The 20,405-nt window shown below is 70.3% G+C and carries 19 protein-coding genes and 1 tRNA gene; 15 read left to right on the plus strand and 5 right to left on the minus strand.

Features of this window, described 5'->3' with window-relative positions; translation table 11 throughout:
* The first annotated feature begins 32 nt into the window (after nt 1-32).
* The 5 genes from AC07DF_RS03995 to AC07DF_RS04015 all read left to right on the plus strand — a co-directional run bounded on the left by AC07DF_RS03995 (nt 33) and on the right by AC07DF_RS04015 (nt 3,926).
* Nucleotides 33-2,228 carry an ATP-dependent DNA helicase UvrD2 gene (locus tag AC07DF_RS03995; protein WP_478966665.1) on the plus strand — a complete coding sequence of 732 codons (2,196 nt, stop codon included), beginning with the start codon at nt 33-35 and terminating at the stop codon, nt 2,226-2,228.
* A 164-nt stretch (nt 2,229-2,392) separates the two neighbouring features.
* Nucleotides 2,393-2,719 (plus strand): hypothetical protein, encoded by a 327-nt coding sequence (locus AC07DF_RS04000; RefSeq protein WP_478966666.1) that lies wholly within the window; start codon nt 2,393-2,395, stop codon nt 2,717-2,719.
* A gap of 171 nt (nt 2,720-2,890) precedes the next feature.
* A complete protein-coding gene (locus AC07DF_RS04005) occupies nt 2,891-3,259 on the plus strand; it encodes a WhiB family transcriptional regulator (RefSeq protein WP_478966668.1) in 369 nt (122 codons plus the stop codon).
* Nucleotides 3,256-3,576 (plus strand): hypothetical protein, encoded by a 321-nt coding sequence (locus AC07DF_RS04010; protein ID WP_478966670.1) that lies wholly within the window; start codon nt 3,256-3,258, stop codon nt 3,574-3,576. The genes AC07DF_RS04005 and AC07DF_RS04010 overlap by 4 nt, the downstream gene beginning before the upstream one ends.
* Nucleotides 3,577-3,713: 137 nt before the next feature.
* Nucleotides 3,714-3,926: a hypothetical protein gene (locus AC07DF_RS04015; RefSeq protein ID WP_478966672.1), complete on the plus strand. Its 213-nt coding sequence runs from the start codon at nt 3,714-3,716 to the stop codon at nt 3,924-3,926.
* A 39-nt stretch (nt 3,927-3,965) separates the two neighbouring features.
* On the opposite strand, the gene AC07DF_RS04020 is transcribed toward AC07DF_RS04015, so the two are convergent.
* A complete protein-coding gene (locus tag AC07DF_RS04020; protein WP_478966674.1) occupies nt 3,966-5,336 on the minus strand; it encodes an ABC1 kinase family protein in 1,371 nt (456 codons plus the stop codon).
* Nucleotides 5,329-6,549 carry a ThiF family adenylyltransferase gene (locus AC07DF_RS04025; protein WP_478966676.1) on the minus strand — a complete coding sequence of 407 codons (1,221 nt, stop codon included), beginning with the start codon at nt 6,547-6,549 and terminating at the stop codon, nt 5,329-5,331. Before AC07DF_RS04025 ends, AC07DF_RS04020 begins: the two co-directional genes overlap by 8 nt.
* Nucleotides 6,550-6,830: 281 nt before the next feature.
* On the opposite strand from AC07DF_RS04025, the gene AC07DF_RS04030 reads away from it, so the two are divergent.
* The 4 genes from AC07DF_RS04030 to AC07DF_RS04045 all read left to right on the plus strand — a co-directional run bounded on the left by AC07DF_RS04030 (nt 6,831) and on the right by AC07DF_RS04045 (nt 10,809).
* The gene (locus AC07DF_RS04030) at nt 6,831-7,439 is read left to right on the plus strand and encodes a M48 metallopeptidase family protein (RefSeq protein WP_478966678.1); all 609 of its coding nucleotides are present in this window, start codon (nt 6,831-6,833) and stop codon (nt 7,437-7,439) included.
* A gap of 142 nt (nt 7,440-7,581) precedes the next feature.
* Entirely contained in the window at nt 7,582-9,345 is a 1,764-nt protein-coding gene (locus tag AC07DF_RS04035; protein ID WP_478966680.1) for a TerD family protein, read from the plus strand.
* Between the two features lie 11 nt (nt 9,346-9,356).
* Entirely contained in the window at nt 9,357-10,037 is a 681-nt protein-coding gene (locus AC07DF_RS04040; RefSeq protein WP_189723114.1) for an AIM24 family protein, read from the plus strand.
* 16 nt (nt 10,038-10,053) lie between these two features.
* On the plus strand, nt 10,054-10,809 hold the full coding sequence (locus AC07DF_RS04045) for an AIM24 family protein (RefSeq protein WP_478966683.1): 756 nt from the start codon (nt 10,054-10,056) through the stop codon (nt 10,807-10,809).
* A gap of 170 nt (nt 10,810-10,979) precedes the next feature.
* On the opposite strand, the gene AC07DF_RS04050 is transcribed toward AC07DF_RS04045, so the two are convergent.
* Together AC07DF_RS04050 and AC07DF_RS04055 are read right to left on the minus strand one after the other, a co-directional pair.
* Nucleotides 10,980-11,507, minus strand: a complete 528-nt coding sequence (locus tag AC07DF_RS04050) for an NUDIX hydrolase (protein WP_478966685.1) — start codon at nt 11,505-11,507, stop codon at nt 10,980-10,982.
* Complete coding sequence (locus tag AC07DF_RS04055; RefSeq protein ID WP_478966687.1) at nt 11,504-12,979, minus strand: zinc-dependent metalloprotease; 1,476 nt, start codon at nt 12,977-12,979, stop codon at nt 11,504-11,506. Before AC07DF_RS04055 ends, AC07DF_RS04050 begins: the two co-directional genes overlap by 4 nt.
* A gap of 193 nt (nt 12,980-13,172) precedes the next feature.
* Here AC07DF_RS04055 and AC07DF_RS04060 point away from each other — a divergent pair, with 193 nt between their 5' ends.
* From AC07DF_RS04060 to AC07DF_RS04075, 4 genes are all read left to right on the plus strand, one after another.
* Entirely contained in the window at nt 13,173-14,294 is a 1,122-nt protein-coding gene (locus AC07DF_RS04060; RefSeq protein WP_478966689.1) for an SDR family oxidoreductase, read from the plus strand.
* A gap of 95 nt (nt 14,295-14,389) precedes the next feature.
* The gene (locus AC07DF_RS04065) at nt 14,390-14,851 is read left to right on the plus strand and encodes a molybdenum cofactor biosynthesis protein MoaE (protein WP_478966690.1); all 462 of its coding nucleotides are present in this window, start codon (nt 14,390-14,392) and stop codon (nt 14,849-14,851) included.
* Between the two features lie 96 nt (nt 14,852-14,947).
* The gene (locus tag AC07DF_RS04070) at nt 14,948-15,130 is read left to right on the plus strand and encodes a hypothetical protein (protein WP_478967617.1); all 183 of its coding nucleotides are present in this window, start codon (nt 14,948-14,950) and stop codon (nt 15,128-15,130) included.
* 102 nt (nt 15,131-15,232) lie between these two features.
* Complete coding sequence (locus AC07DF_RS04075; RefSeq protein WP_478966692.1) at nt 15,233-16,324, plus strand: YlbL family protein; 1,092 nt, start codon at nt 15,233-15,235, stop codon at nt 16,322-16,324.
* A 147-nt stretch (nt 16,325-16,471) separates the two neighbouring features.
* On the opposite strand, the gene AC07DF_RS04080 is transcribed toward AC07DF_RS04075, so the two are convergent.
* Nucleotides 16,472-17,014 (minus strand): PPA1309 family protein, encoded by a 543-nt coding sequence (locus AC07DF_RS04080; protein WP_478966694.1) that lies wholly within the window; start codon nt 17,012-17,014, stop codon nt 16,472-16,474.
* Between the two features lie 164 nt (nt 17,015-17,178).
* Between AC07DF_RS04080 and AC07DF_RS04085 the strand changes: the two genes are divergently transcribed.
* Nucleotides 17,179-20,127: a UPF0182 family membrane protein gene (locus tag AC07DF_RS04085; protein ID WP_478967585.1), complete on the plus strand. Its 2,949-nt coding sequence runs from the start codon at nt 17,179-17,181 to the stop codon at nt 20,125-20,127.
* Nucleotides 20,128-20,184: 57 nt separating this feature from the next.
* Nucleotides 20,185-20,258: transfer RNA gene (locus AC07DF_RS04090), tRNA-Met, on the plus strand.
* Nucleotides 20,259-20,405: the final 147 nt, after the last annotated feature.

Raw genomic sequence — 20,405 nt, forward strand, 5'->3', positions numbered from 1 at the left:
GGCCGTCTCCCGCGACCTGGCAGCATGGCTGTGTGACAGCAGCAACGCACTCCACCCTGTTCCCGCAGGTACCGGACTCGGCCGACGCGGTGCTCGACGGGCTCGACCCCGAGCAGCGCGAAGTGGCCACCGCCCTGCGCGGTCCGGTGTGCGTCCTGGCGGGCGCGGGCACGGGCAAGACCCGGGCGATCACCCACCGCATCGCCTACGGGGTGCGCGCAGGAGTCCTCCACCCCTCCAGCGTGCTCGCCGTCACCTTCACCAACCGCGCCGCCGGAGAGATGCGCGGCCGGCTGCGCCAGCTCGGCGCCGCAGGCGTCCAGGCGCGCACCTTCCACTCGGCGGCCCTGCGTCAGCTCCAGTACTTCTGGCCGAAAGCGATCGGCGGCTCCATGCCTCGGCTCGTCGACCGGAAGATCCAGCTCGTCGCCGACGCGGCCGCGGCCTGCCGCATCCGGCTCGACCGGGGCGAGCTGCGGGACGTCACCGCCGAGATCGAATGGTCCAAGGTCACCCAGACCGTCCCCGCGGACTACGCGCCCGCCGTCGCCAAGTCGGGCCGGGAGGCCCCGCGCGACCCCGCGGAGATCGCCCAGCTCTACGCCGCCTACGAGGACGTCAAGCGCGAGCGCTCCGTCATCGACTTCGAGGACGTGCTGCTGCTGACCGTGGCCGTTCTCCAGGACCGGCACGACATCGCCGAACAGGTCCGCGCCCAGTACCAGCACTTCGTGGTCGACGAGTACCAGGACGTCAGCCCCCTCCAGCAGCGCCTGCTGGAACTGTGGCTCGGCGAGCGGGACAGCCTGTGCGTGGTCGGAGACGCCAGCCAGACGATCTACTCGTTCACCGGCGCGACGCCGGACCATCTGCTCGATTTCCGCACCCGCCACCCCGGCGCCACCGTCGTCAAGCTGGTCCGGGACTACCGATCCACGCCCCAGGTCGTCCGCCTCGCCAACGGTCTGCTCGCCCAGGCCAGGGGCCGGGCGGCCGACCACCGCCTGGAGCTCGTCTCGCAACGCGCGCCGGGGCCCGAGCCGGCCTACACGGAGTACACCGACGAGCCCGCCGAGGCGGAGGGCGCGGCCCGCCGCATCCGTGAACTCGTCGACTCGGGGGTCCCGGCCGCCGAGATCGCCATCCTGTTCCGGACGAACGCGCAGTCCGAGACCTACGAACAGGCCCTCGCCGACGCCGGAGTGCCCTACCAGCTGCGCGGCGCCGAGCGGTTCTTCGACCGCCCGGAGGTGCGCAAGGCGGGCATCGCCCTGCGCGGCGCGGCCCGCTTCGGCGGCAACGACTCCCTCCTGGACGACGTCGTCGACCTGCCCTCGCAGGTGCGTGCCGTGCTGTCGGGCGAGGGCTGGACACCGCAGCCACCGGCCGGCTCCGGCGCCGTGAGAGAGCGCTGGGAGTCCCTGGCCGCCCTGGTCAACCTCGCCCAGGACTTCGCCGCCGCCAAACCCGGCGCCACCCTGGCGGACCTCGTCGCCGAGCTCGACGAACGGGCCAGCGCCCAGCACGCCCCGACCGTGCAGGGCGTCACCCTCGCCTCCCTGCACTCGGCCAAGGGCCTGGAGTGGGACGTCGTCTTCCTGGTCGGCGTCGCCGAGGGCATGATGCCGATCACCTACGCGAAGACCGACGAGCAGATCGAGGAGGAGCGCCGCCTGCTGTATGTCGGCGTCACCCGCGCGCGGGAACACCTCCATGTCTCCTGGTCCCTCTCCCGCTCACCCGGTGGCCGCCCCAACCGCCGCCCCAGCCGCTTCCTCGACGGGCTGCGCCCCGGCTCGACGGCCACCAAGGGCCGTACAGGCAACGGTGCCGCGGGCGGTATCGAGCGCGGAATCCCCGGAACCAGGGGCTCCGCCCCGCGACGAGCGCAGCGAACGCCCGCCCGTTGCCGCGTCTGCGGCCGCACGCTGACCGACGCGGGCGAGATGAAGCTGATGCGCTGCGACGACTGCCCCTCCGACATGAACGAGGACCTCTACGAGCGTCTCCGCGAATGGCGCGCCGACCAGGCACGGAGCAGCGGTCAGCCCGCCTTCTGCGTCTTCACCGACCGGACACTGGTGGCGATCGCCGAGACCGCGCCCGACGACGAGCACGAGCTGGCACGCATCCCGGGCGTCGGGATACGCAAGCTCACCCGCTACGGAGCGGATGTCCTGGCCATCTGCGCAGGCCAGTACACCGGCGGGGACTCAGATCAGGACTGATCCCAACTCGTCGAAAAAATAGTTTGCGCATGCCCCAGCAATCCCCATAGGTTCTTAGGCACGAGAGCAGCGGCCTTCTCGAAGGCCCTGATTCCGTGTTGTACTTGCATATCCGTCGGACTGGTTCACCCAGTCCCCCGAGACGCCGAGAGGAGGCGAGTCCAGTGATCAGCATCAACACCAGCTCCATCAGCACCGTGAAAATGACCGATCGCTCGGCCGTCTCCGCGTGCATGCTCGGCGTTTTGAACCTGGGCACCGGTCTGTCCGGCATTCGTGCCGTCCGTCCGGCGTCCTCCTCCCTTGCTCCCGCGGGCCTTCCCGTCCGTGAGCGCAATGAGCGACCGACCAAGGCACTGGAAGCAGCAGTAAAGGCGCAGGCGCGGGCCTATGCCTTTGCGGCGACCGGTGCCGGATTCCGGAAGCAGACGACGCAGCACCACCAGATGTGGGCCTTCCGTGGGCCAGAACCCTGGAGTGATCCAGCCTGATCAAATCAGGCCGGCGCCTTCAGGGCCGCGGAACCCCATCCGGGATCCGCGGCCCTTCTGTTTGTCCTTGACCAGGGACGACGGACCGAAGGAGCCTCGGGACAACAAGAGAACCGGGTACCAGCCGCCCCCGGCCAACAGGCCGGAACGACCAGACGAGGAAGACGAACCGTGCAACTCGAAGCGCACGCCCCGTCCGTACCGCCTTCCGACACGATCCCCAAGCCCGGCACCACGGAGGACTCCACCTTGACCCCGCTCACCGCGCTCACCGCGCTCGACGACGCCATCGAGAACCTCGGCGTACCCGTCCCGTGCCGCTCCTACGACCCGGAGGTCTTCTTCGCCGAGTCGCCCGCGGACGTCGAGTACGCCAAGTCCCTCTGCCGCACCTGCCCGCTGGTCGAGGCCTGCCTCGCCGGCGCCAAGGAGCGGCGTGAGCCCTGGGGCGTCTGGGGTGGCGAGCTGTTCGTGCAGGGTGTCGTCGTCGCCCGGAAGCGGCCGCGTGGCCGCCCGCGCAAGAACCCGGTCACGGCATGAACACCGCAGGAACGATCGACCGTCCTCTCACGCACGACCCCCAGAAGCAGGCCCCGATGAAGCCGTCCACCGAGCCCGCCGGCTCCGCGACTCAAGACCGCACCCCGCACGGCGCGAAGGACTCGCGCCAGAACAGGACCCGAGAGATGCAACTCATCCCAGAAGCCATGGCACGTGCACATATGCACGAGCGACTGCACGAGGCGGATCGAGACCGCCGGGCCGCGCGCCTGGTGGCCGCCCGCCGCATGCAGCGCAAGGCGGAGCGCGCCTCACGGCGTGCCCGCCGGGCGCTCGCCATGGCGGTCATGCAGTAACCGACCCCAACTGAAGCGGTGGCCTCCCGGACCGGGAGGCCGAGCTCACCCCGCGGGGGCCGGTCCGTGCCGAACGGACCAGCCCCCGCGGTGCGTTGTGTCAGCGAAGCCGCCGGGCACGGCGATATCGTCGGCGTGTGACGAGTCCTCCCGGAGGAAACGGAAACGACGACGGCCCCGGCGCTGAGCCCGAACGCCTCGTGTGCGCCCGCTGCGGCACCTGGGCCGAAGGCCCGCAGCTCACCTGGACCTTCTCCGTGGAGCACGGCGCTCGCCGGGACTTCTGCGAGACCTGCTCCCGGGAGAATCTCAGGGCGATCGAGGGACGGCTGGACTCGAACTGGTGGTAGAGCGCGGGCAGCGGGACAGCCGTGGTACCCGCCCGGGGCTCACGCCTCCGCCGCCGACTCCTCACCGTCCGCCGGGCCCTCCGGGACGAACCCCGGCAGCCACTCCTCCAACTCCTCGCGCAGACGAACCGCCGCCCCCAGCTGGCACAGCACCCCGATCGTGCTCAGGGTCACCCGGTGGATCAGCAGATACGACGGGGGCAGATTGAGCTGCTTGCCGAGCTGGTAGGCGGGGGAGCGGGGGTCGGCGACACGGGCCGCCTGGCTGCGCATCCAGCCGCGGGTGAAAGTGAACTCCTCGACCTGGGCCGGCTCGATGATCGGCAGCAGATAGTCCAGGACCGCGTCGGGGTCGAGCTCTATGGTCTCCTTGACGAACCCCTCCGCGCACAGAAGCTCGTAGACCGCCTCGGCCTCCCCGTCGAGAGTCATCCGCAGCGACTCGCCGATGGTGGCCGGCAGACCACCCGGAAGTCGGTCGACCGTGCCGAAGTCCAGGACGCCCAGGCGCCAGTCGTCCTCGCCCTCCGGGCCGCCGGGCAGCAGCCGGAAGTTGCCCGGGTGCGGATCGGCGTGCAGCAGGCCGGTGCGGGCGGGGCCGGAGAACAGGAAACGGGCCAGGAGCTGGCCGGCGCGGTCACGCTGTTCCTGGGTGCCGTCCGAGATGATCTCCGACAGCGGGATGCCGTCGATCCACTCGGTGACCAGGACCTGGTCGGACTGGTGCACCACCTGCGGGACGACGACGTCCGGGTCGTCCGTGAACTCCTCCGCGTGGGCCTGCTGGGCCTGGGCTTCGAGGTCGTAGTCCAGCTCCTCCGAGACGCGGTCCTTCAGCTCCGCGATCAGCGGCTTGATGTCCATCCCGGGGATCAGCGGACCGAGCAGGCGGGAGAAGCGACTCAGCTGGTTCAGATCGGACAGCAGGGCCTCGCCGGCACCCGGGTACTGCACCTTGACCGCCACCTCACGGCCGTCGTGCCACACCGCCCGGTGCACCTGGCCGATCGAGGCCGCCGCGGCGGGCTTGTCCTCGAACTCCAGGAACAGCTTCTGCCAGCCCTCGCCGAGCCGCTCCTCGAGCACCGCGTGCACGGTGCGCGTCGGCATCGGCGGCGCCGCCTCCTGGAGCTTCGTCAGTGCCGCCCGGTACGGGCCGGCCACCTCCTCGGGCAGTGCCGACTCGAAGACGGACAGGGCCTGGCCGAACTTCATCGCGCCGCCCTTGAGCTCGCCGAGCACTTTGAAAAGCTGCTCCGCCGTGCGCTGTTGAAGCTCGCGGCCGACCAGCTCCGCGGACTCGCCGACGATCCGCTTGCCGAATCCCCAGGTCGCCCGCCCGGCGATACCGAGCGGGAGTGCGGCGAGCTTGGCGGTCCGGGTGACCGCCTTCCGGGGAAGATCAGACATGCGCCCTCCAAGTCCCAGCCGGCCGCTCCGCCTCTGCCTCACGGCACTGCTCCGACGGCCGTTGCACCGCCATTGTCTCGTGTGACTGCCCTTCCTCCGAGAGGCGCTCCCCCTTTCCTCTCTCCGCCGCAGCGCACGGGCATGCAGGATGCGCCCAGATCGGCCGCGCATGCCAGTGGAGACCGGGGACGGACACCTCCCAGCGTGCCCCGGCGCTCGACGGAACCCGGCCGTCGAGGAAGGCCAGCGCGTGGGCGGCCGCCAGTCCGGCCACGGTCGTGGCGAGTGTCAGGTCGCAGGGCCGCACCTGCCGCTGCCTGCCGGAACGCCACTGGGCGACCAGGCGCGGCCAGGTCGGATCCCGGTCGGCGCGGCTGTGATGCAGACAACCCGCGCAGCCCGTCTCCCCGGGCAGGACGAGAGGGCCGACCATGCCGGTCCCCTCCACGACACCGGCGTACAGATGGGGCGTCCCGGCGGACATCAGCGACTCGGCGGCGGACGGGTCCGGCGCGTACATGGCCACATCGTCCCGCGGGGCGACGATCACCAGCGAGAAACCGGGATCGCCTTCCTCCGGGTGCGCCTGCGACTGCGCTGTCGCGGGGCGCGGCGGCCGGTCCGGGGCCGCCCGGCGCACGGCACGTCGGGCCGCTTCGTCGCGGCGGTCGCCGACGGCATCGGCGGGCAGCCCGCCCGGCGCGACGTCCCAAGGCTCCACCCGCCCGAGGTCGCGCACATCGATCTCGCCGACGCCGGCCCCCGCCAGCAGCGAAGCCAGCACGGCGCCGACCCGGCCCGCGCCCCGCACCTGAACCCGCTGCGCGCGGCGGGCGGCCAGCCGTCCGATCGCGTCGCCGGGAGCGGAGGTGGTCAAAGACAGGGAGGCCAGGTCGGGGCGCAGCCGGTCGAGGACCTCCTTCTTCCGGCGCAGGGCGTCGGCGGCCGGTCCGCCGCCCCGCGCGTCGTCCAGGAGCCCGGCCCGCGCGAGCCGCCGCACCAGCCCGTCGACATGACCGTCGGGCAGATCCATCCGGCGTCCCTCCTCGCGCAGCAGCTCAAGCCCCCGCGTGCCGTTCAGCAGGTCCAGGAAACTGCCCGTCGCCTGGTCCATCGGACCGAGCGTCATCGCATGCGCCGGTGTCATCCCGAACTGCACCGTGTTGAGGTCGCGCCAGCCGCGCCTGAGCGCGGGTTTCACCATCGGATGCATGACAGGCCCCCGTATGTCATAGATCGTCCCCGTGCGCCGGTCGAGTGCGGGAGCAGCCCGAGACTGGCCACAGGCCCGGCCCTGGTCGTGGTCCTCGTCCTGGACCGAACCCGCCCATCGCTTCGCCGACATGAGCCAGCATGCCCAACCCCGCCGTCGGCCGCCGAAAGTTGTCCACAGGCACGGGCATTCGTCGTACAAATCCGGCTGCCGGTGGGGGCATCGGCACCGAACCGTCCCGGAGCCGGGACTTCCCCGTGTGCAGCGGGTAACGTCGGGGCGTGCCCGCCGACCCACTGCACCGCGCCGGAAAGCCACAGCGCAGCACGACGAGCCAGCCGCCGAGCGGCTCGAGGGCGAGCGCGATCGAGGTCCGCAGAAGCACCCGCCGACGCCGAACGGTCTCCGCGTACCGCGAGGGCGATCGCACCGTCGTGCTCATCCCCGCCCGGATGTCCGAGGCGGAGGAGCAGCGCTGGGTGACCGTCATGCTCGACAAGCTGGCCGCCCAGGAGAGCAAACGGACCCTCGGCGACACCGAGCTGGCCGAGCGGGCCCGGCGCCTTTCGGACCAGTACTTCGGCGGGCGGGCGCGGCCCGCTTCGGTGCGCTGGGTCACCAACCAGAACACCCGCTGGGGGTCCTGCACCCCGTCCGAGGGCAGCATCCGTCTGTCGCACCGTCTGCAGGGCATGCCCGAGTACGTGGTCGACTACGTCCTCGTCCACGAACTCGCTCATCTGCTCGTCCCCGGACACGGCCCCCGCTTCTGGGAACTGCTGGAGGCCTATCCGCGGACGGAGCGGGCCCGGGGTTACCTCGAAGGCGTGGTCGCCGCCGAGCGGTTGCCGCATGTGCCCGGCGCGCGGGGCGAACGCCCTACGGAGTGAGTGACCGCTTTGCGTGAGCGAGCAGCCGATACGGCCGCGCGCGGGTTCTGTACCGGGTCTGTACCGACTACGTCCGGTGTCGGAGTTTGCCGTTAGCCTGGCGCGACGCAATCACGCTCTGGATGGGGGACGGTCGTTACGCATGGCCAGGGAATTCCAACGCGGCCACAAGGCCAGGATCAGTGACCTCACCGCGGGCACGGATCTGTACGTAGGCGTGCAGATCTCGGGCCCCGGACTGAGCTTCGACATCAGCTGCTTCGGCCTCGACGCCGACGAACGGCTCTCGGACGACCGCTACTTCGTCTTCTTCAACCAGCCGAAGTCTCCCGAGGAGTCCCTTCAGCTCCTGGGCGCCCAGGCGGGCGACACGGAGTCCTTCCGGGTGACGCTCGACCGGATCCCGCCACAGATCCAGAAGCTGTCCTTCACGGCGACGATCGACGGCGCCGGCCAGATGTCGCAGATCGCCCCTGGGTACATCCGCATCGTCGCGGGCGGCGAGGAGGTGGCCCGCTACTCCTTCAACGGCTCGGAGTTCTCCACCGAACGGGCCGTGATGCTGGGCGACTTCTACCTCAAGGACGTCTGGCGGTTCGCCGCCGTCGGGCAGGGCTTCGACGGCGGTCTCGACGCGCTGCTGAAGAACTTCGGCGGCGAGGTGGCCGAGGAGGAAGCGCCCGAGCCCGCCCCGCAGCAGCCGCAGGCGGGCGCGGCCCCGGGCTTCGCCCCGCCCGCGTTCGGCGTCCCCGGCACTCCGGAACCGGCCCCTGCCCCGGCAGCGCCTCCGGCCCCCACTCCCGTGCCGCCGCCCGCTCCCCAGCCCGCCGCACAGAGCTTCGCGCCGCCTCAGGCGCCCGCGCCTGGAGTGCATGGCGCCCCGACCATCGCCGCGCCCATGAACACCCAACCGGGCGGCTCCCCGGTGCCACCCCCGGCCCCGGCGCCCGCGCCCTACGGCCAGCCGGGCCAGCAGCAGCCGCCACCCGGCCAGGTCCCGGGCCAGACGGCCCCGCTGCCTCCCGGTTACGGCCACCCCCAGGCACCCCAGGCACCCCAGGCCCCGGCCCCGCCCCCCGGCTACGGCCAGCCCACCCCGCCCCCGGGCTACGGCCAGCCCACCCCGCCCCCGGGCTACGGCCAGCCCACCCCGCCCCCGGGCTACGGCCAGCAGCCGCCGTTCGGACAGGCTCCCTACGGCGCCCCGCAGCAAGGTGCCGCCCCGCAGGCCGCCGCTCCCCAGGGCGCCGGTGTGTCCGCCGCGCTCCAGCAGTTCAAGGAGACGCCCACCGGACAGCGCTGGACGCAGCAGAACAAGAAGCTCGTCCGCGTCGACCTCGGTATCGGCGGACAGCCAGTGCTGGCCCGGCAGGGCAGCATGGTGCTCTACCAGGGCAAGGTCGACTTCAGCTACAAGGGCGCCGGCTTCGCCGGCCGGATCGTGGGCAACGCGACCGGCCAGGAGATGCAGCTGATGCGCTGTACGGGCCAGGGGCAGGTGTTCCTCGCCGAGAACTCGACCATGCTGCACCCCATCGAGCTCCAAGGCGACGCCGTCTGCGTCTCCGCCGAGAACGTCCTCGCGTTCGACGAGAGCCTCCAGTACGAGATCCGCCGCATCGAGGGCCACGGCATCCCCGGCGGCGCGCTGTTCACCATGCAGTTCCAGGGCACCGGCACGATCGTCGTGAAGACGCACGGCACGCCCGTGGTGCTGCCCGTCACGCCCACCACGTTCGCCGACTGCAACGCCGTGGTCGCCTGGTCGGCCGCCGCCCAGGTCGTCGTCTCCAGCCAGGTGCGGATGCGCCGCAACGCCTACCCCGGTGACACCGGGGAGAGCGTGAACCTCCAGTTCCGGGGTGCGCCCGGCAACTTCATCGTCGTCCAGCCGTACGAGGTCTGAGGGAGCCCGTCATGACACAGCAGCTCGCGGGCCACGCCCCCGCACCCGTCACCGCCCGCATGGAGAACCACGGCAACCACATGCTGAAGGTCGCCATGCAGACCGGGAACGACCTCTTCGCGCGCGTGGGGTCGATGGTCGCCTACGAAGGGTTCGTGCAGTACGAGCCCAACCCGCCGGCCGTGCGCCAGATCGCCAAGGACTGGATGACCGGCGAGGGCGCGCCCCTGATGAAGTGCTCAGGAGACGGCCTGCTCTACCTCTCCGACTACGGAGCGAACGTCGTCGTCATCAACCTCAACGGCGACGGCATCTCCGTCAACGCCACCAACCTGCTCGCCTTCGACGCCCACCTCACATGGGGTGTCGAGCGGGTGAAGGGCCTGGCGAAGTTCGCCGGGCAGGGCCTGTGGAACACCAAGATCTCCGGGCAGGGCTGGGTCGCGCTGACCTCCCGGGGGAAGCCCATCGTCGTCGATTGCGGAGGCGGCGAGGACGAGACGTACGTCGACCCCGACGCGCTCGTCGCCTGGTCCCCGAACCTCAAGGTCAAGGGCAAGCGCAGCTTCAGGGCCCAGTCGCTGATCGGCCGCGGCAGCGGCGAGGCCTACCAGATGGCCTTCTCCGGTCAGGGCATCGTCGTCGTCCAGCCCAGCGAGGACAGCACCGACCGTCTCCGGGTCCGGGGCTGAGGGGGAGCAACACGTCATGCAGAGCCCGATTTTCGCCTACAACGAGCAGCAGACCCAGGACCGCTGGAGCCTGCAGAACAAGCAGATGCTGCGCGTCGCCCTGGAGGGCCACGACGACATCCTGGCCCGCAAGGGCACCATGGTCGCCTACCAGGGCCTCGTCGAGTTCGACGCCGAGTACCAGAGCAACGACCAGTCACGCGCGCGTGCGCACACCGGTGAGGGACTCGACCTGATGCGCTGCCACGGGCAGGGCACGGTCTACCTCGCCAACCTCAAGCAGCACGTCCACGTCATGGAGGTGGAGCAGGACGGCCTCACCGTCGACAGCAGCTACGTGCTGGCGATGGATTCCTCCCTGCACCACGAGGTCATCGCCGTCGACAGCCTGTACGGCATCTCCGGCTCCGGGAAGTATCAGCTCAACATCACCGGCCGGGGCAAGGTCGCCCTGATGACCTCGGGCATGCCGCTGCTGATGCAGGTGACCCCCGACAAGTACGTCAACTGCGACGCCGACGCGATCGTCGCCTGGTCGACGAGCCTGCGTGTGCAGATGCAGGCCCAGACGCACTCCTCCGGGGTGTGGCGGCGCCGCGGCAACACCGGCGAGGGCTGGGAGCTCAGCTTCATGGGCAACGGCTACGCGCTCGTCCAGCCCAGCGAGCTGCTGCCGCCGCAGAACGCCCAGGTCGGCTCGGGCCTCTCCGCGCAGTACGGCATGGGCCAGCAGGGAGCGCGCGGGCAGAACCAGGGCAACGTCTGGAGCTGAGCGCTCCGCGCGGGTTCGGCCGAATCGGGTTCGGGGGCTGTGCGGTCTCGTCCAGGCCGCGGGCCGTCTGCGCTCGCTCGCGCGGTTCCCCGCGCCCCTGACGGGGCGCAGCCCACTGCCAGGATCGAAAGTAAGGGGCGGCCACATGAGCGGCCGCCCCTTACCGGTCTTCAGGCTCCGAGCCTCGCGCGTGTCGCCGCCAGCAGTCGCACGACCGACTCGTCCGCCACGTCCGCGACCTCGCCGTAGCCGAACCAGCGCACGTCGAGCGACTCGTCGCTGACCATGTGCGCGGCGTCCGGTGGTGCCACGACCGCGAACTGGACGTCGAAGTGCCAGTGGCACGGTGGCGGGATCGGGTGCCGGTCGAGGCGGACCGGGCCGCCGGGCAGCAGCGAGAGCCCCGAGACGCCGGACTCCTCCGTCGCCTCACGCAGGGCGGCGGCGGCCAGGGAGGAGTCGCCCGGTTCGCAGTGGCCGCCCATCTGCAGCCACATCCGCAGCTTCCTGTGCAGGGTCAGCAGCACCCGGCCGCCCTCGGGGTCGATCACCAGGGCGCTGGCCGTGATGTGACCCGCCCGGCATGGCTTCCACAGGCCGTCCGGGTGCTCCGCCAGATGGTCCAGATAGGCCTGGCACAGCTCCGTCTGGTCCTCGTACCCCTTCAGCACGAGGACCGCGTCGTCGTACAGGCTCACCCGGCGTCGTCGCCCTTGTTCTTGTCCTCGCCCTCGCCCTCGCCCTCGGCGTCGGCGTCGTCCTTCTTCTTCAGATCGGGCTTGTCCGCCGCCTCGCCGAGCATCTTGTCCAGCTCGGAGAAGTCGATCTGCTCGCGGTGCACGAAGCCGTCCGGGTCGTCCAGGTCGGTCGCCGTCGGCAGCATGTCCGGGTGGTGCCACAGGGCGTCCCGGCCGTCGACACCGCGCGCGTCCGTGAGAGAGGCCCACAGACGGGAGGCGTCGCGCAGGCGGCGCGGGCGCAGCTCCAGACCGATCAGCGTGGCGAACGTCTGCTCGGCCGGGCCGCCCGAGGCGCGACGGCGGCGCAGCGTCTCGCGCAGGGCGTCGGCGGACGACAGACGCGGCTTCGCGGCGGCGTGGACAACCGCGTCCACCCAGCCCTCCACGAGCGCCAGAGCCGTCTCCAGACGCGCCAGGGCGGCCTTCTGCTCCGGCGTGTCCTCCGGCTGGAACATGCCCTGCTGGAGAGCCTCCTGGAGCTGCTCGGGGTTCTGCGGGTCGAACTGGCCGACCACGTCCTCCAGCTTGGCGGTGTCGACCTTGATCCCGCGGGCGTAGCCGTCGACAGCGCCGAACAGATGCGAGCGCAGCCACGGCACGTGCGCGAAGAGGCGCTGGTGTGCGGCCTCGCGCAGGGCGAGGTACAGCCGCACCTCCTCCTGCGGAACGCTCAGGTCCTTGCCGAAGGTCTCGATGTTGACCGGCAGCAGCGCGGCCTTGCCGGCCGGGCCGAGCGGCAGGCCGATGTCGGACGAGCCGACGACCTCGCCCGCGAGCACGCCCACGGCCTGCCCGATCTGCGTGCCGAACATGGCGCCGCCCATCGAGCGCATCATGCCGATCAGCGGGCCGGCCATGGCCTGCATCTCCTCCGGCAGGACATCGCCCATGGCGGTGCCCACGCGCTCGGCGACCGGGTCGACGAGCTCCTTCCAGGCGGGCAGGGTGGCCTCGACCCACTCCGCGCGGCTCCAGGCCACCGCGGAGGCGGCGCCGGACGGCAGGGACGTGGCGTCGTCGAGCCAGAGGTCGGCCAGGCGGACGGCCTCCTCGACGGACTTGCGGTCGGCGGGGCCGACGCTCGCGTCCTTGGTGCCGTCAGGACTGCCCTGGGAGACCGTCTGGCGGGCGATCTGCTTGGCCATGTCCCAGTTCACCGGGCCGCCCTCGTAGGAGAGCATCTGGCCCAGCTGCTGGAACGCGGCGCCCAGGTCGTTGGGGTTCAGGGAACCGAACATGGCAGCGAACGGATTGTCCGCACCGGGGCCACCAGGACCGCCGCCAAAGCCTCCGGCTCCTGGCAGGCCGCCGAAACCGAACGGATTGGCCGGTCCCTGACCACCACCGCTCTGCTGGTCCTTCTTCTTGCCCTCGTCGCCGTCGTCCGGCTCCTCCGGCGGAAGGCCGAATCCGAATGGGGTGTCACTCACGGGATTCCTCGGCTTGTAGGGCCGCCGGTTCTTTCCGGCGGCACGGCTGCCCGACATCACCACCCAGCGTAGACACCTCGGGGCGGATCGGGCCTCGGTGCTTCGCCGACTGACGGCCTGCGGCAGGATGGATGCCACCTGGTACGCACGCTTCACTCGTGCTCGTACTGAAGACAACCGCTGGAGACGCCCGGTGAGTTCCCCAGATCCGCAGGTTCGCGCAGCGCGAAACCAGTCAACCAGTTCCGCGAGTCCCGCGGCGCGCGGGCCCGTCGTCGCGGTCACCGGCGCCGCTTACGGCATCGGGGCGCTGCTCACCGAGCAGCTCGCCGCGTCCGATGAGGTCAAGCAGGTCGTCGCCATCGACGAGCGGCGTGGCGAGTGCGCGGCGGCGCAGTGGCACATCCTGGACGTACGGGATCCGGCCATCGCGGACAAGCTGCGCGGCGCCGACGTGGTGGTGCACCTGGCGCTGGACCTCGATCTGGAGACCGACGGCGCCGCCCGGACGGCCTACAACGTACGGGGGACACAGACCGTCCTGACGGCGGCCGCGGCGGCCGGGGTGCACCGGGTCGTGCTGTGCACCTCGGCGATGGTCTACGGGGCGCTGCCGGACAACGAGCTGCCGTTGTCCGAGGACGCCGAGCTGCGGGCCACGGCCGAGGCGACGGGCGTCGGCGACCTGCTGGAGATCGAGCGGCTGGCACGGCGTGCGCCCCGGGCGCACCCGGGGCTGAACGTCACCGTGGTCCGGCCCGCCGTGCTGGTGGGAGGCACGGACACGGCGCTGACCAGGTACTTCGAGTCCCCGCGGCTGCTCGTGGTCGCCGGGTCGCGGCCCGCGTGGCAGTTCTGCCATGTCGAGGACCTGTGCAGCGCTCTCGAATACGCCGTCCTGGAGAAGGTCGACGGGGAACTGGCCGTCGGCTGCGACGGGTGGCTGGAGCAGGAGGAGGTCGAGGAGCTCAGCGGCATCCGGCGGATGGAGCTGCCCTCGGCGGTCGCGCTGGGCGCGGCGGCGCGACTGCACCGGATCGGGCTCACGCCGTCTCCGGCCGGGGACCTGGCGTACACGATGTACCCCTGGGTGGTGAGCGGGAGCCGGCTGCACGACTCCGGGTGGCGGCCGCAGTACACCAACGAGGAGGTGCTGGCGGAGCTCCTGGAGGAGGTGTCCGGTCGGCACACGGTGGCCGGGCGGCGACTGGGCCGCAAGGATGCGACGGCCGCCGGGGCCGCGGGCGCGACGGTGGCGCTGCTGGGTGCGGCCGCGGTGGTACGACGGGCCCGCAAGGCCCGGCGGCGGATCTGAGAGACGCGCCCCTGTAGGAGGCTCCAACGCGTACGCGCGCGTGCAGGTCGATACCTCTATTCCGTGCTGTCAGCCGCGTGCGGCACGATGGAGGCATGGCATCCACGAGCGATCACCCCGGTGAGCAGGCCGCGCAGGACCCGATCAAGCTGATCGGGATTCGGGACACGGCCCTCTCTGTGGACGAGGTGTTCCGGGCCGTCGGGGACGACGCGGCCGGCGGCACCGCGCTCTTCGTGGGGACCGTGCGCGACCACGACGGGGGTGTCGATGTCGCGGAGCTGGGGTATTCCTGCCACCCCAGTGCCGAGGCCGAGATGCGGCGGATCGCCGAGAAGGTCGTCGCGGAGTTCCCCGTGCGCGCGCTGGCGGCCGTGCACCGCGTGGGGGACCTCCGGATCGGAGACCTCGCCGTCGTCGTCGCCGTCTCCTGTCCGCATCGGGGAGAGGCCTTCGAGGCCTGCCGGAAGCTGATCGACGATCTGAAGCACGAAGTGCCCATCTGGAAGCACCAGAAGTTCTCCGACGGCACCGAGGAATGGGTCGGCGCCTGCTGATCCCGGAACCGCTCTCCGGTTGCGTAACCGCACCCCTGGCGTGAGCGTTGTCACTGCGGATGGTTAATCTGCTGATCAGTCAGTTGCGGACGCTGAATGGGGTTGGAGGTCGGCATGGCGGCTCTCGCCTGGTTGCTGATTCCGCTTGTGGCTGCCATCGGCGCGGGGCTCTGGGGCAGTTGGGCCAACCGGACTCGTAAGGCCCGCGGCGACGGCCCGGAGCTCACCGGATACGCCCGCTTCCGCGAGGCCATGGAGAAGCCCCGGCCGGGTAGCTGACGGCCAAGGAAACAGCAGGTCACAGACGGTATAGCCCACAGGGTCGCCTCGGACGGGCGGCCCTGACGGTGCGCTGACAGGCCCGTCCCGTACTGTCGAGTCATGCCACGCCGCACCGCGACGATGCTCGCCTCCACCCTGATGCTGATCGCGCTCCTGTGCGCGGGAGTGTTCATCCCCGTCCCGTACGCGGAGATGTCCCCGGGGCCGACGGTGAACACACTCGGCGATCATGACGGCGAGCCGGTGCTGCAGATCTCGGGGCGCAAGACCTATGCGGCCAGTGGCCACCTGAACATGACCACGGTCCGGGTCACGAGCGCCGACTACCGGATGAACCTGGTCGAAGCCGTCTACGGCTGGCTCGCGCACGACAACAAGGTCGTGCCGCGCGAGACGCTCTACCCGGACGGCAAGACCGAGGAGCAGTCGACCCAGGAGAACGCTGAGGAGTTCAGCCAGTCTCAGGAGAGCGCCAAGGTCGCCGCCCTGAAGGAACTCGACGTTCCGGTGAAGTCGTGGGTCATCGTCTCGACGGTCGTCAAGGGATCCCCGGCCGAGGGCAAGCTGCACGCCGGCGATGTGATCAAGGCCGTCGACGGTACGACGGTCAAGGAGCCGGCCGACGTCGCGAAGCTCGTCACCCAGCGCAAGCCGGGCCAGGACGTCCGCTTCACGATCGTGCCGGCCAAGGAGCAGGTTGCCGCGGAGAAGGAGAAGCGGACGCCGACGAAGACGCAGGACATCACCATCACCACGACGACCTCGGACGACGGCGGCGAGAAGCGCGCCATCGTGGGGATCTCCGCGGGAACCGACCACACGTTCCCGTTCACCGTCGACATCAAGCTGGCCGACGTCGGCGGGCCGAGCGCCGGGCTGATGTTCGCGCTCGGCATCTACGACAAGCTCACGCCGGGCAATCTGACCGGGGGCAAGTTCGTGGCCGGCACCGGCACGATCGACGACACCGGCAAGGTCGGTCCGATCGGCGGCATCGAGATGAAGACCGTCGGTGCCCGGGCCAAGGGCGCGCGGTACTTCCTGACGCCCGCCGACAACTGTGCCGCCGCCGCCAAGGACACCCCCGAGGGCCTCACCCTCATCAAGGTGGACACCATCCAGGACGCCCTCGGCGCCCTCAAGGACCTGCGCAGCGGCGACACCGCGGATCTGCCGAAGTGCGGCAAGTAGTCCGCGGGATCGAGGACGAGTCGGGGCAACGAAACCGGCGCGGCTGAGGGGACCTGCGGGACCGGTGGGACCGACGGGACTTGCGGGGCCGGTGGGCCCGGGTCCCGCGGGACCGGCGAGCCCCCTCACGCCACGCCGGCTCCGGCTCTACTCGGCGAACGTCGCCGTCAGCGCCTCCGCCAGGCCCGGGACCAGGTCGGAGCCGGTGAGGACCTCCGTGGCGGAGTCCTTCTCGCGCAGCCGCAGGGCCGACTCGCGGGCGCCGTCGCGCAGGACCGCGACCGTCATCCGCACCTCCTGACGGTCCGGGTGGTCAGCCACCCACTTCGTCAGCGCGGCCCCGCTCAGTCCCTGCGGAACCTGTGCCTCTGCGGACGGCGGCAGCATCAGACGCTCCACGGCGAGGGCGCAGCCGACCACCGCGTCGGGCCAGGCGATGGTGGCGAGGAACTCGTCGAGCGGCTTGCCCGTGGGAACCTCGTCCTGCTCGATCGGGGTGAGGCCGGCGTTCTCCGACTCGTCGCCGAGACCGAGCCGGTCGGCGAGCGAGGGCTGTTCGGCCCGCAGCCGTGCGGTGTCGACGAGGGCGAAAAGGCGGGCGGGCTGGTCCCAGCCGAGGCCGGAGACGTACTCGTCGATCTCGAGAACGGCCCGGGTGAGCGGGTTCGCAGCCATGGGAGTGTTGGACATGGTCACAATCCTGCCTCGTTCCCGGCCGGAATCGGGAACCGAGTAAACGGTGAGTAAGTTGCATAGGTGGGGGCCCACGATCACCGGGGGCCACGCACGGTCCGTGAAGACGCGGGCCTGACGGATCAACAGCGAACTTCGAGGTGCGCACCTTGGCTTTCCAGATGCCGGACCGCGGCGGAGGCCCGACAGGGCCGCGGATGAGAGTGGGCCGCCCGTCCCGGCGTGTCCGCACCCTGCTCATGACGCTGGGCGTCCTGGCCGTCCTCGGCATGGCGTTCACCATGTTCGCGGGCTTTTGGACGGACTGGCTCTGGTACCGGTCGGTGAACTACTCATCGGTCTTCACCACGACCCTGTGGACCAAGATCGGTCTCTTCTTCGTCTTCGGCCTGCTCATGGCCGTCGCCGTCGGCCTCAACATCTGGCTGGCGCACCGGCTGCGGCCACCGCTGAGCGCCATGTCGATGGAGCAGCAGAACCTCGACCGCTACCGGATGGGCATCGCGCCCTACAAGAAGTGGCTGCTGTTCGGGATCACCGCCCTGGTGGGCCTGATCGCCGGCGCCTCCGCTTCCGGCCAGTGGCGGACCTGGCTGATGTGGATCAACGGCGTTCCGTTCGGCGAGAAGGACCCGCAGTTCAAGCTGGACGTCTCGTTCTACGCCTTCGACCTGCCCTGGTACCGGTTCCTGCTCGGCTTCGGCTTCGCCGCCGCGATCCTGTCCGTGATCGCCGCCGCGCTCACGCACTACCTGTACGGCGGGCTGCGCGTCACCAGCCCCGGCGCCCGCGCCACGGCGGCGGCCACCGGGCACCTGTCGGTGCTCATCGGCGTCTTCGTGGCCCTCAAGGCGGTCGCCTACTGGCTCGACCGGTACGGACTCGCGGTCAAGTCCAGCGACTTCAGGGCGACCGACAACTGGACGGGCCTGAGGTACGTCGACGCCAACGCCTACCTGCCGGCCAAGACGATCCTGTTCTGCATCGCCGTCATCTGCGCGCTGCTGTTCTTCGCCACCCTGTGGCGGCGCACCTGGCAGCTGCCCGTGATCGGCTTCGGCCTGATGGTGCTCTCCGCGATCCTCATCGGCGGCCTCTACCCGGCGATCGTGCAGAAGTTCCAGGTCCAGCCGAACGAGCAGGCCAAGGAAGCGCCGTACGTCGAGAAGAACCTCGAGGCGACGCGCAAGGCCTACGGCATCGACGGCACCAAGGTCACCGACTACACGGGCACCAGCAAGACCGAGGACAAGACCAAGCTCCGCGATGACGTCGACTCCACGGCGAGCGTCCGGATCATGGACCCGAACGTCGTCTCGCCGACGTTCCAGCAGCTCCAGCAGATCAGGAACTACTACGCGTTCCCGAACAACCTGGACGTGGACCGTTACTCCAAGGACGGCAAGGACCAGGACACGGTCATCGGCCTGCGTGAGCTGAACCTCGCGGGCATCCCCAAGAAGAACTGGATCAACAACCACTTCCGCTACACCCACGGGTACGGAGCGGTCGCCGCCGAGGGCACCAGCGCGGACGCCCAGGGCCGTCCGAACTTCACGGAGTCCGACCTGCCCTCCGAGGGCGACCTCGGCACGTACGAGCAGCGGATCTACTACGGCGAGAAGACCACCACGTACTCGATCGTCGGCGGTCCCCAGAAGGAGATCGACTACTCCGACGACAACGGCGAGAAGACCACCAGCTACAAGGGCGACAGCGGGGTCAACCTCTCCAACCCGGTCAACCGGGCCGCGTACGCGGTGGCGTTCGGCGAACCGCAGATCCTCTACTCCGGCGCCATCGGCGAGGGCTCGCGGGTCCTGTACAACCGCACGCCCAAGGAGCGTGTCGAGGCGGTCGCCCCCTGGCTGACCATCGACGGCGACGCCTACCCGGCGGTCGTGGACGGCCGTATCCAGTGGATCGTCGACGCGTACACGACGACGAACGGCTACCCGTACTCCTCGCGTACGACCCTCGGTGACACCACGGCCGACTCGCTGACCGCCACCAACGACAACCGTGCGGTGGTGGCTCAGCAGAACCAGGTCAACTACATCCGCAACTCGGTGAAGGCGACCGTCGACGCGTACACCGGCGAGGTCAAGCTCTTCCAGTGGGACACCAAAGACCCGGTCCTGAAGACCTGGATGAAGGCCTTCCCGGACACGGTGGAGCCCAAGAGCGAGATCTCCAAGCCGCTGATGGACCATCTGCGCTACCCCCAGGACCTGTTCAAGGTCCAGCGGGAGCTGCTCACGCGCTACCACGTGAAGGACGCGACGACGTTCCTCAGCGGCAGCGAGGTGTGGCAGGTGCCGGACGACCCGACGAACCGGTCGGGCAACGCGGTGCCGCCGTACTACCTGAGCATGAAGATGCCCGACCAGCAGGCGCAGGCGTTCTCGCTGACGACGACCTTCACGCCCAACGGCCGGGACAACCTCAGCGCGTTCATGGCCGTCGACGCCGAAGCGGGCGCCAGCGACTACGGCAAGATCAGAATCCTGAAACTGCCGACCAACACCACGGTCAACGGACCCAAGCAGGTCCAGAGCCAGTTCAACTCCCAAGAGGACATCGCCGAGTCCATCAGGCTCCTGAGAGGCGGTGACTCCGAGGTCGAGTACGGCAACCTGCTGACGGTGCCCCTCGACGGAGGACTGCTGTACGTGGAGCCGGTCTACGTACGCGGTGGTGGACTGAAGTACCCGCTGCTGCGCAAGGTGCTGGTCACCTACGGAGGCCAGACAGCCTTCGAGAACACGCTCGAGGAGGCCCTCAACAAGGTCTTCGGAGCGGAGGGTGCGACGCCTGAGCCACCGGACGACGGCGATACGACGCCACCGCCGACGTCCGAGGACCCGACGGTCAAGCAGGCGCTGGAAGACGCCCAGAAGGCGTTCACCGAGGGCCAGGACGCCCTGAAGGAGAACGACTGGGAGGCGTACGGCCAGGCGCAGAAGGACCTGGAGGACGCCCTGCGGCGCGCCGAGGAGGCGCAGGCGGCGGCGGACAAGGCCGGCGGTGCCGGGGGCGGGGAGAGCAAGCCCAGCGCCAGTCCGAGCGGGAGCCCGAGCGGCAGTCCGAGTCCGAAGCCGAGCAGCTAGGCCTCCGGCCTGGTCAAACGCTCCACCCGCGCCGTGATACGGTTGTGAACACAACGGCGCGGGGTGGAGCAGCTCGGTAGCTCGCTGGGCTCATAACCCAGAGGTCGCAGGTTCAAATCCTGTCCCCGCTACTGAAATCGCGAAGTCCGAGTGACGGAGCGGCATCGAAGGCCCGGATTCCACAAAGGAATCCGGGCCTTCGTGATGTGTGAACGCATGTGCTGGTGCGGGCTGCGGCCGTGCCGCCGGGGGGAGTTGGGAAATCTGTGTTTGACTTG

It is taken from the genome of Streptomyces sp. NPDC044719 (assembly GCF_056433405.1).

Coding starts and splice junctions, on each gene's coding strand:
- AC07DF_RS04035 (WP_478966680.1), top strand. CDS start 7,582: ATGGCCAGGGAATTCCAACGCGGCCACAAGGCCAGGATCAGTGACCTC.
- AC07DF_RS04045 (WP_478966683.1), top strand. CDS start 10,054: ATGCAGAGCCCGATTTTCGCCTACAACGAGCAGCAGACCCAGGACCGC.
- AC07DF_RS04080 (WP_478966694.1), bottom strand. CDS start 17,014: ATGTCCAACACTCCCATGGCTGCGAACCCGCTCACCCGGGCCGTTCTC.
- AC07DF_RS04020 (WP_478966674.1), bottom strand. CDS start 5,336: ATGTCTGATCTTCCCCGGAAGGCGGTCACCCGGACCGCCAAGCTCGCC.
- AC07DF_RS04065 (WP_478966690.1), top strand. CDS start 14,390: ATGGCATCCACGAGCGATCACCCCGGTGAGCAGGCCGCGCAGGACCCG.
- AC07DF_RS04075 (WP_478966692.1), top strand. CDS start 15,233: ATGCCACGCCGCACCGCGACGATGCTCGCCTCCACCCTGATGCTGATC.
- AC07DF_RS04085 (WP_478967585.1), top strand. CDS start 17,179: ATGCCGGACCGCGGCGGAGGCCCGACAGGGCCGCGGATGAGAGTGGGC.
- AC07DF_RS04010 (WP_478966670.1), top strand. CDS start 3,256: ATGAACACCGCAGGAACGATCGACCGTCCTCTCACGCACGACCCCCAG.
- AC07DF_RS04040 (WP_189723114.1), top strand. CDS start 9,357: ATGACACAGCAGCTCGCGGGCCACGCCCCCGCACCCGTCACCGCCCGC.
- AC07DF_RS04025 (WP_478966676.1), bottom strand. CDS start 6,549: ATGCATCCGATGGTGAAACCCGCGCTCAGGCGCGGCTGGCGCGACCTC.
- AC07DF_RS04070 (WP_478967617.1), top strand. CDS start 14,948: ATGGGGTTGGAGGTCGGCATGGCGGCTCTCGCCTGGTTGCTGATTCCG.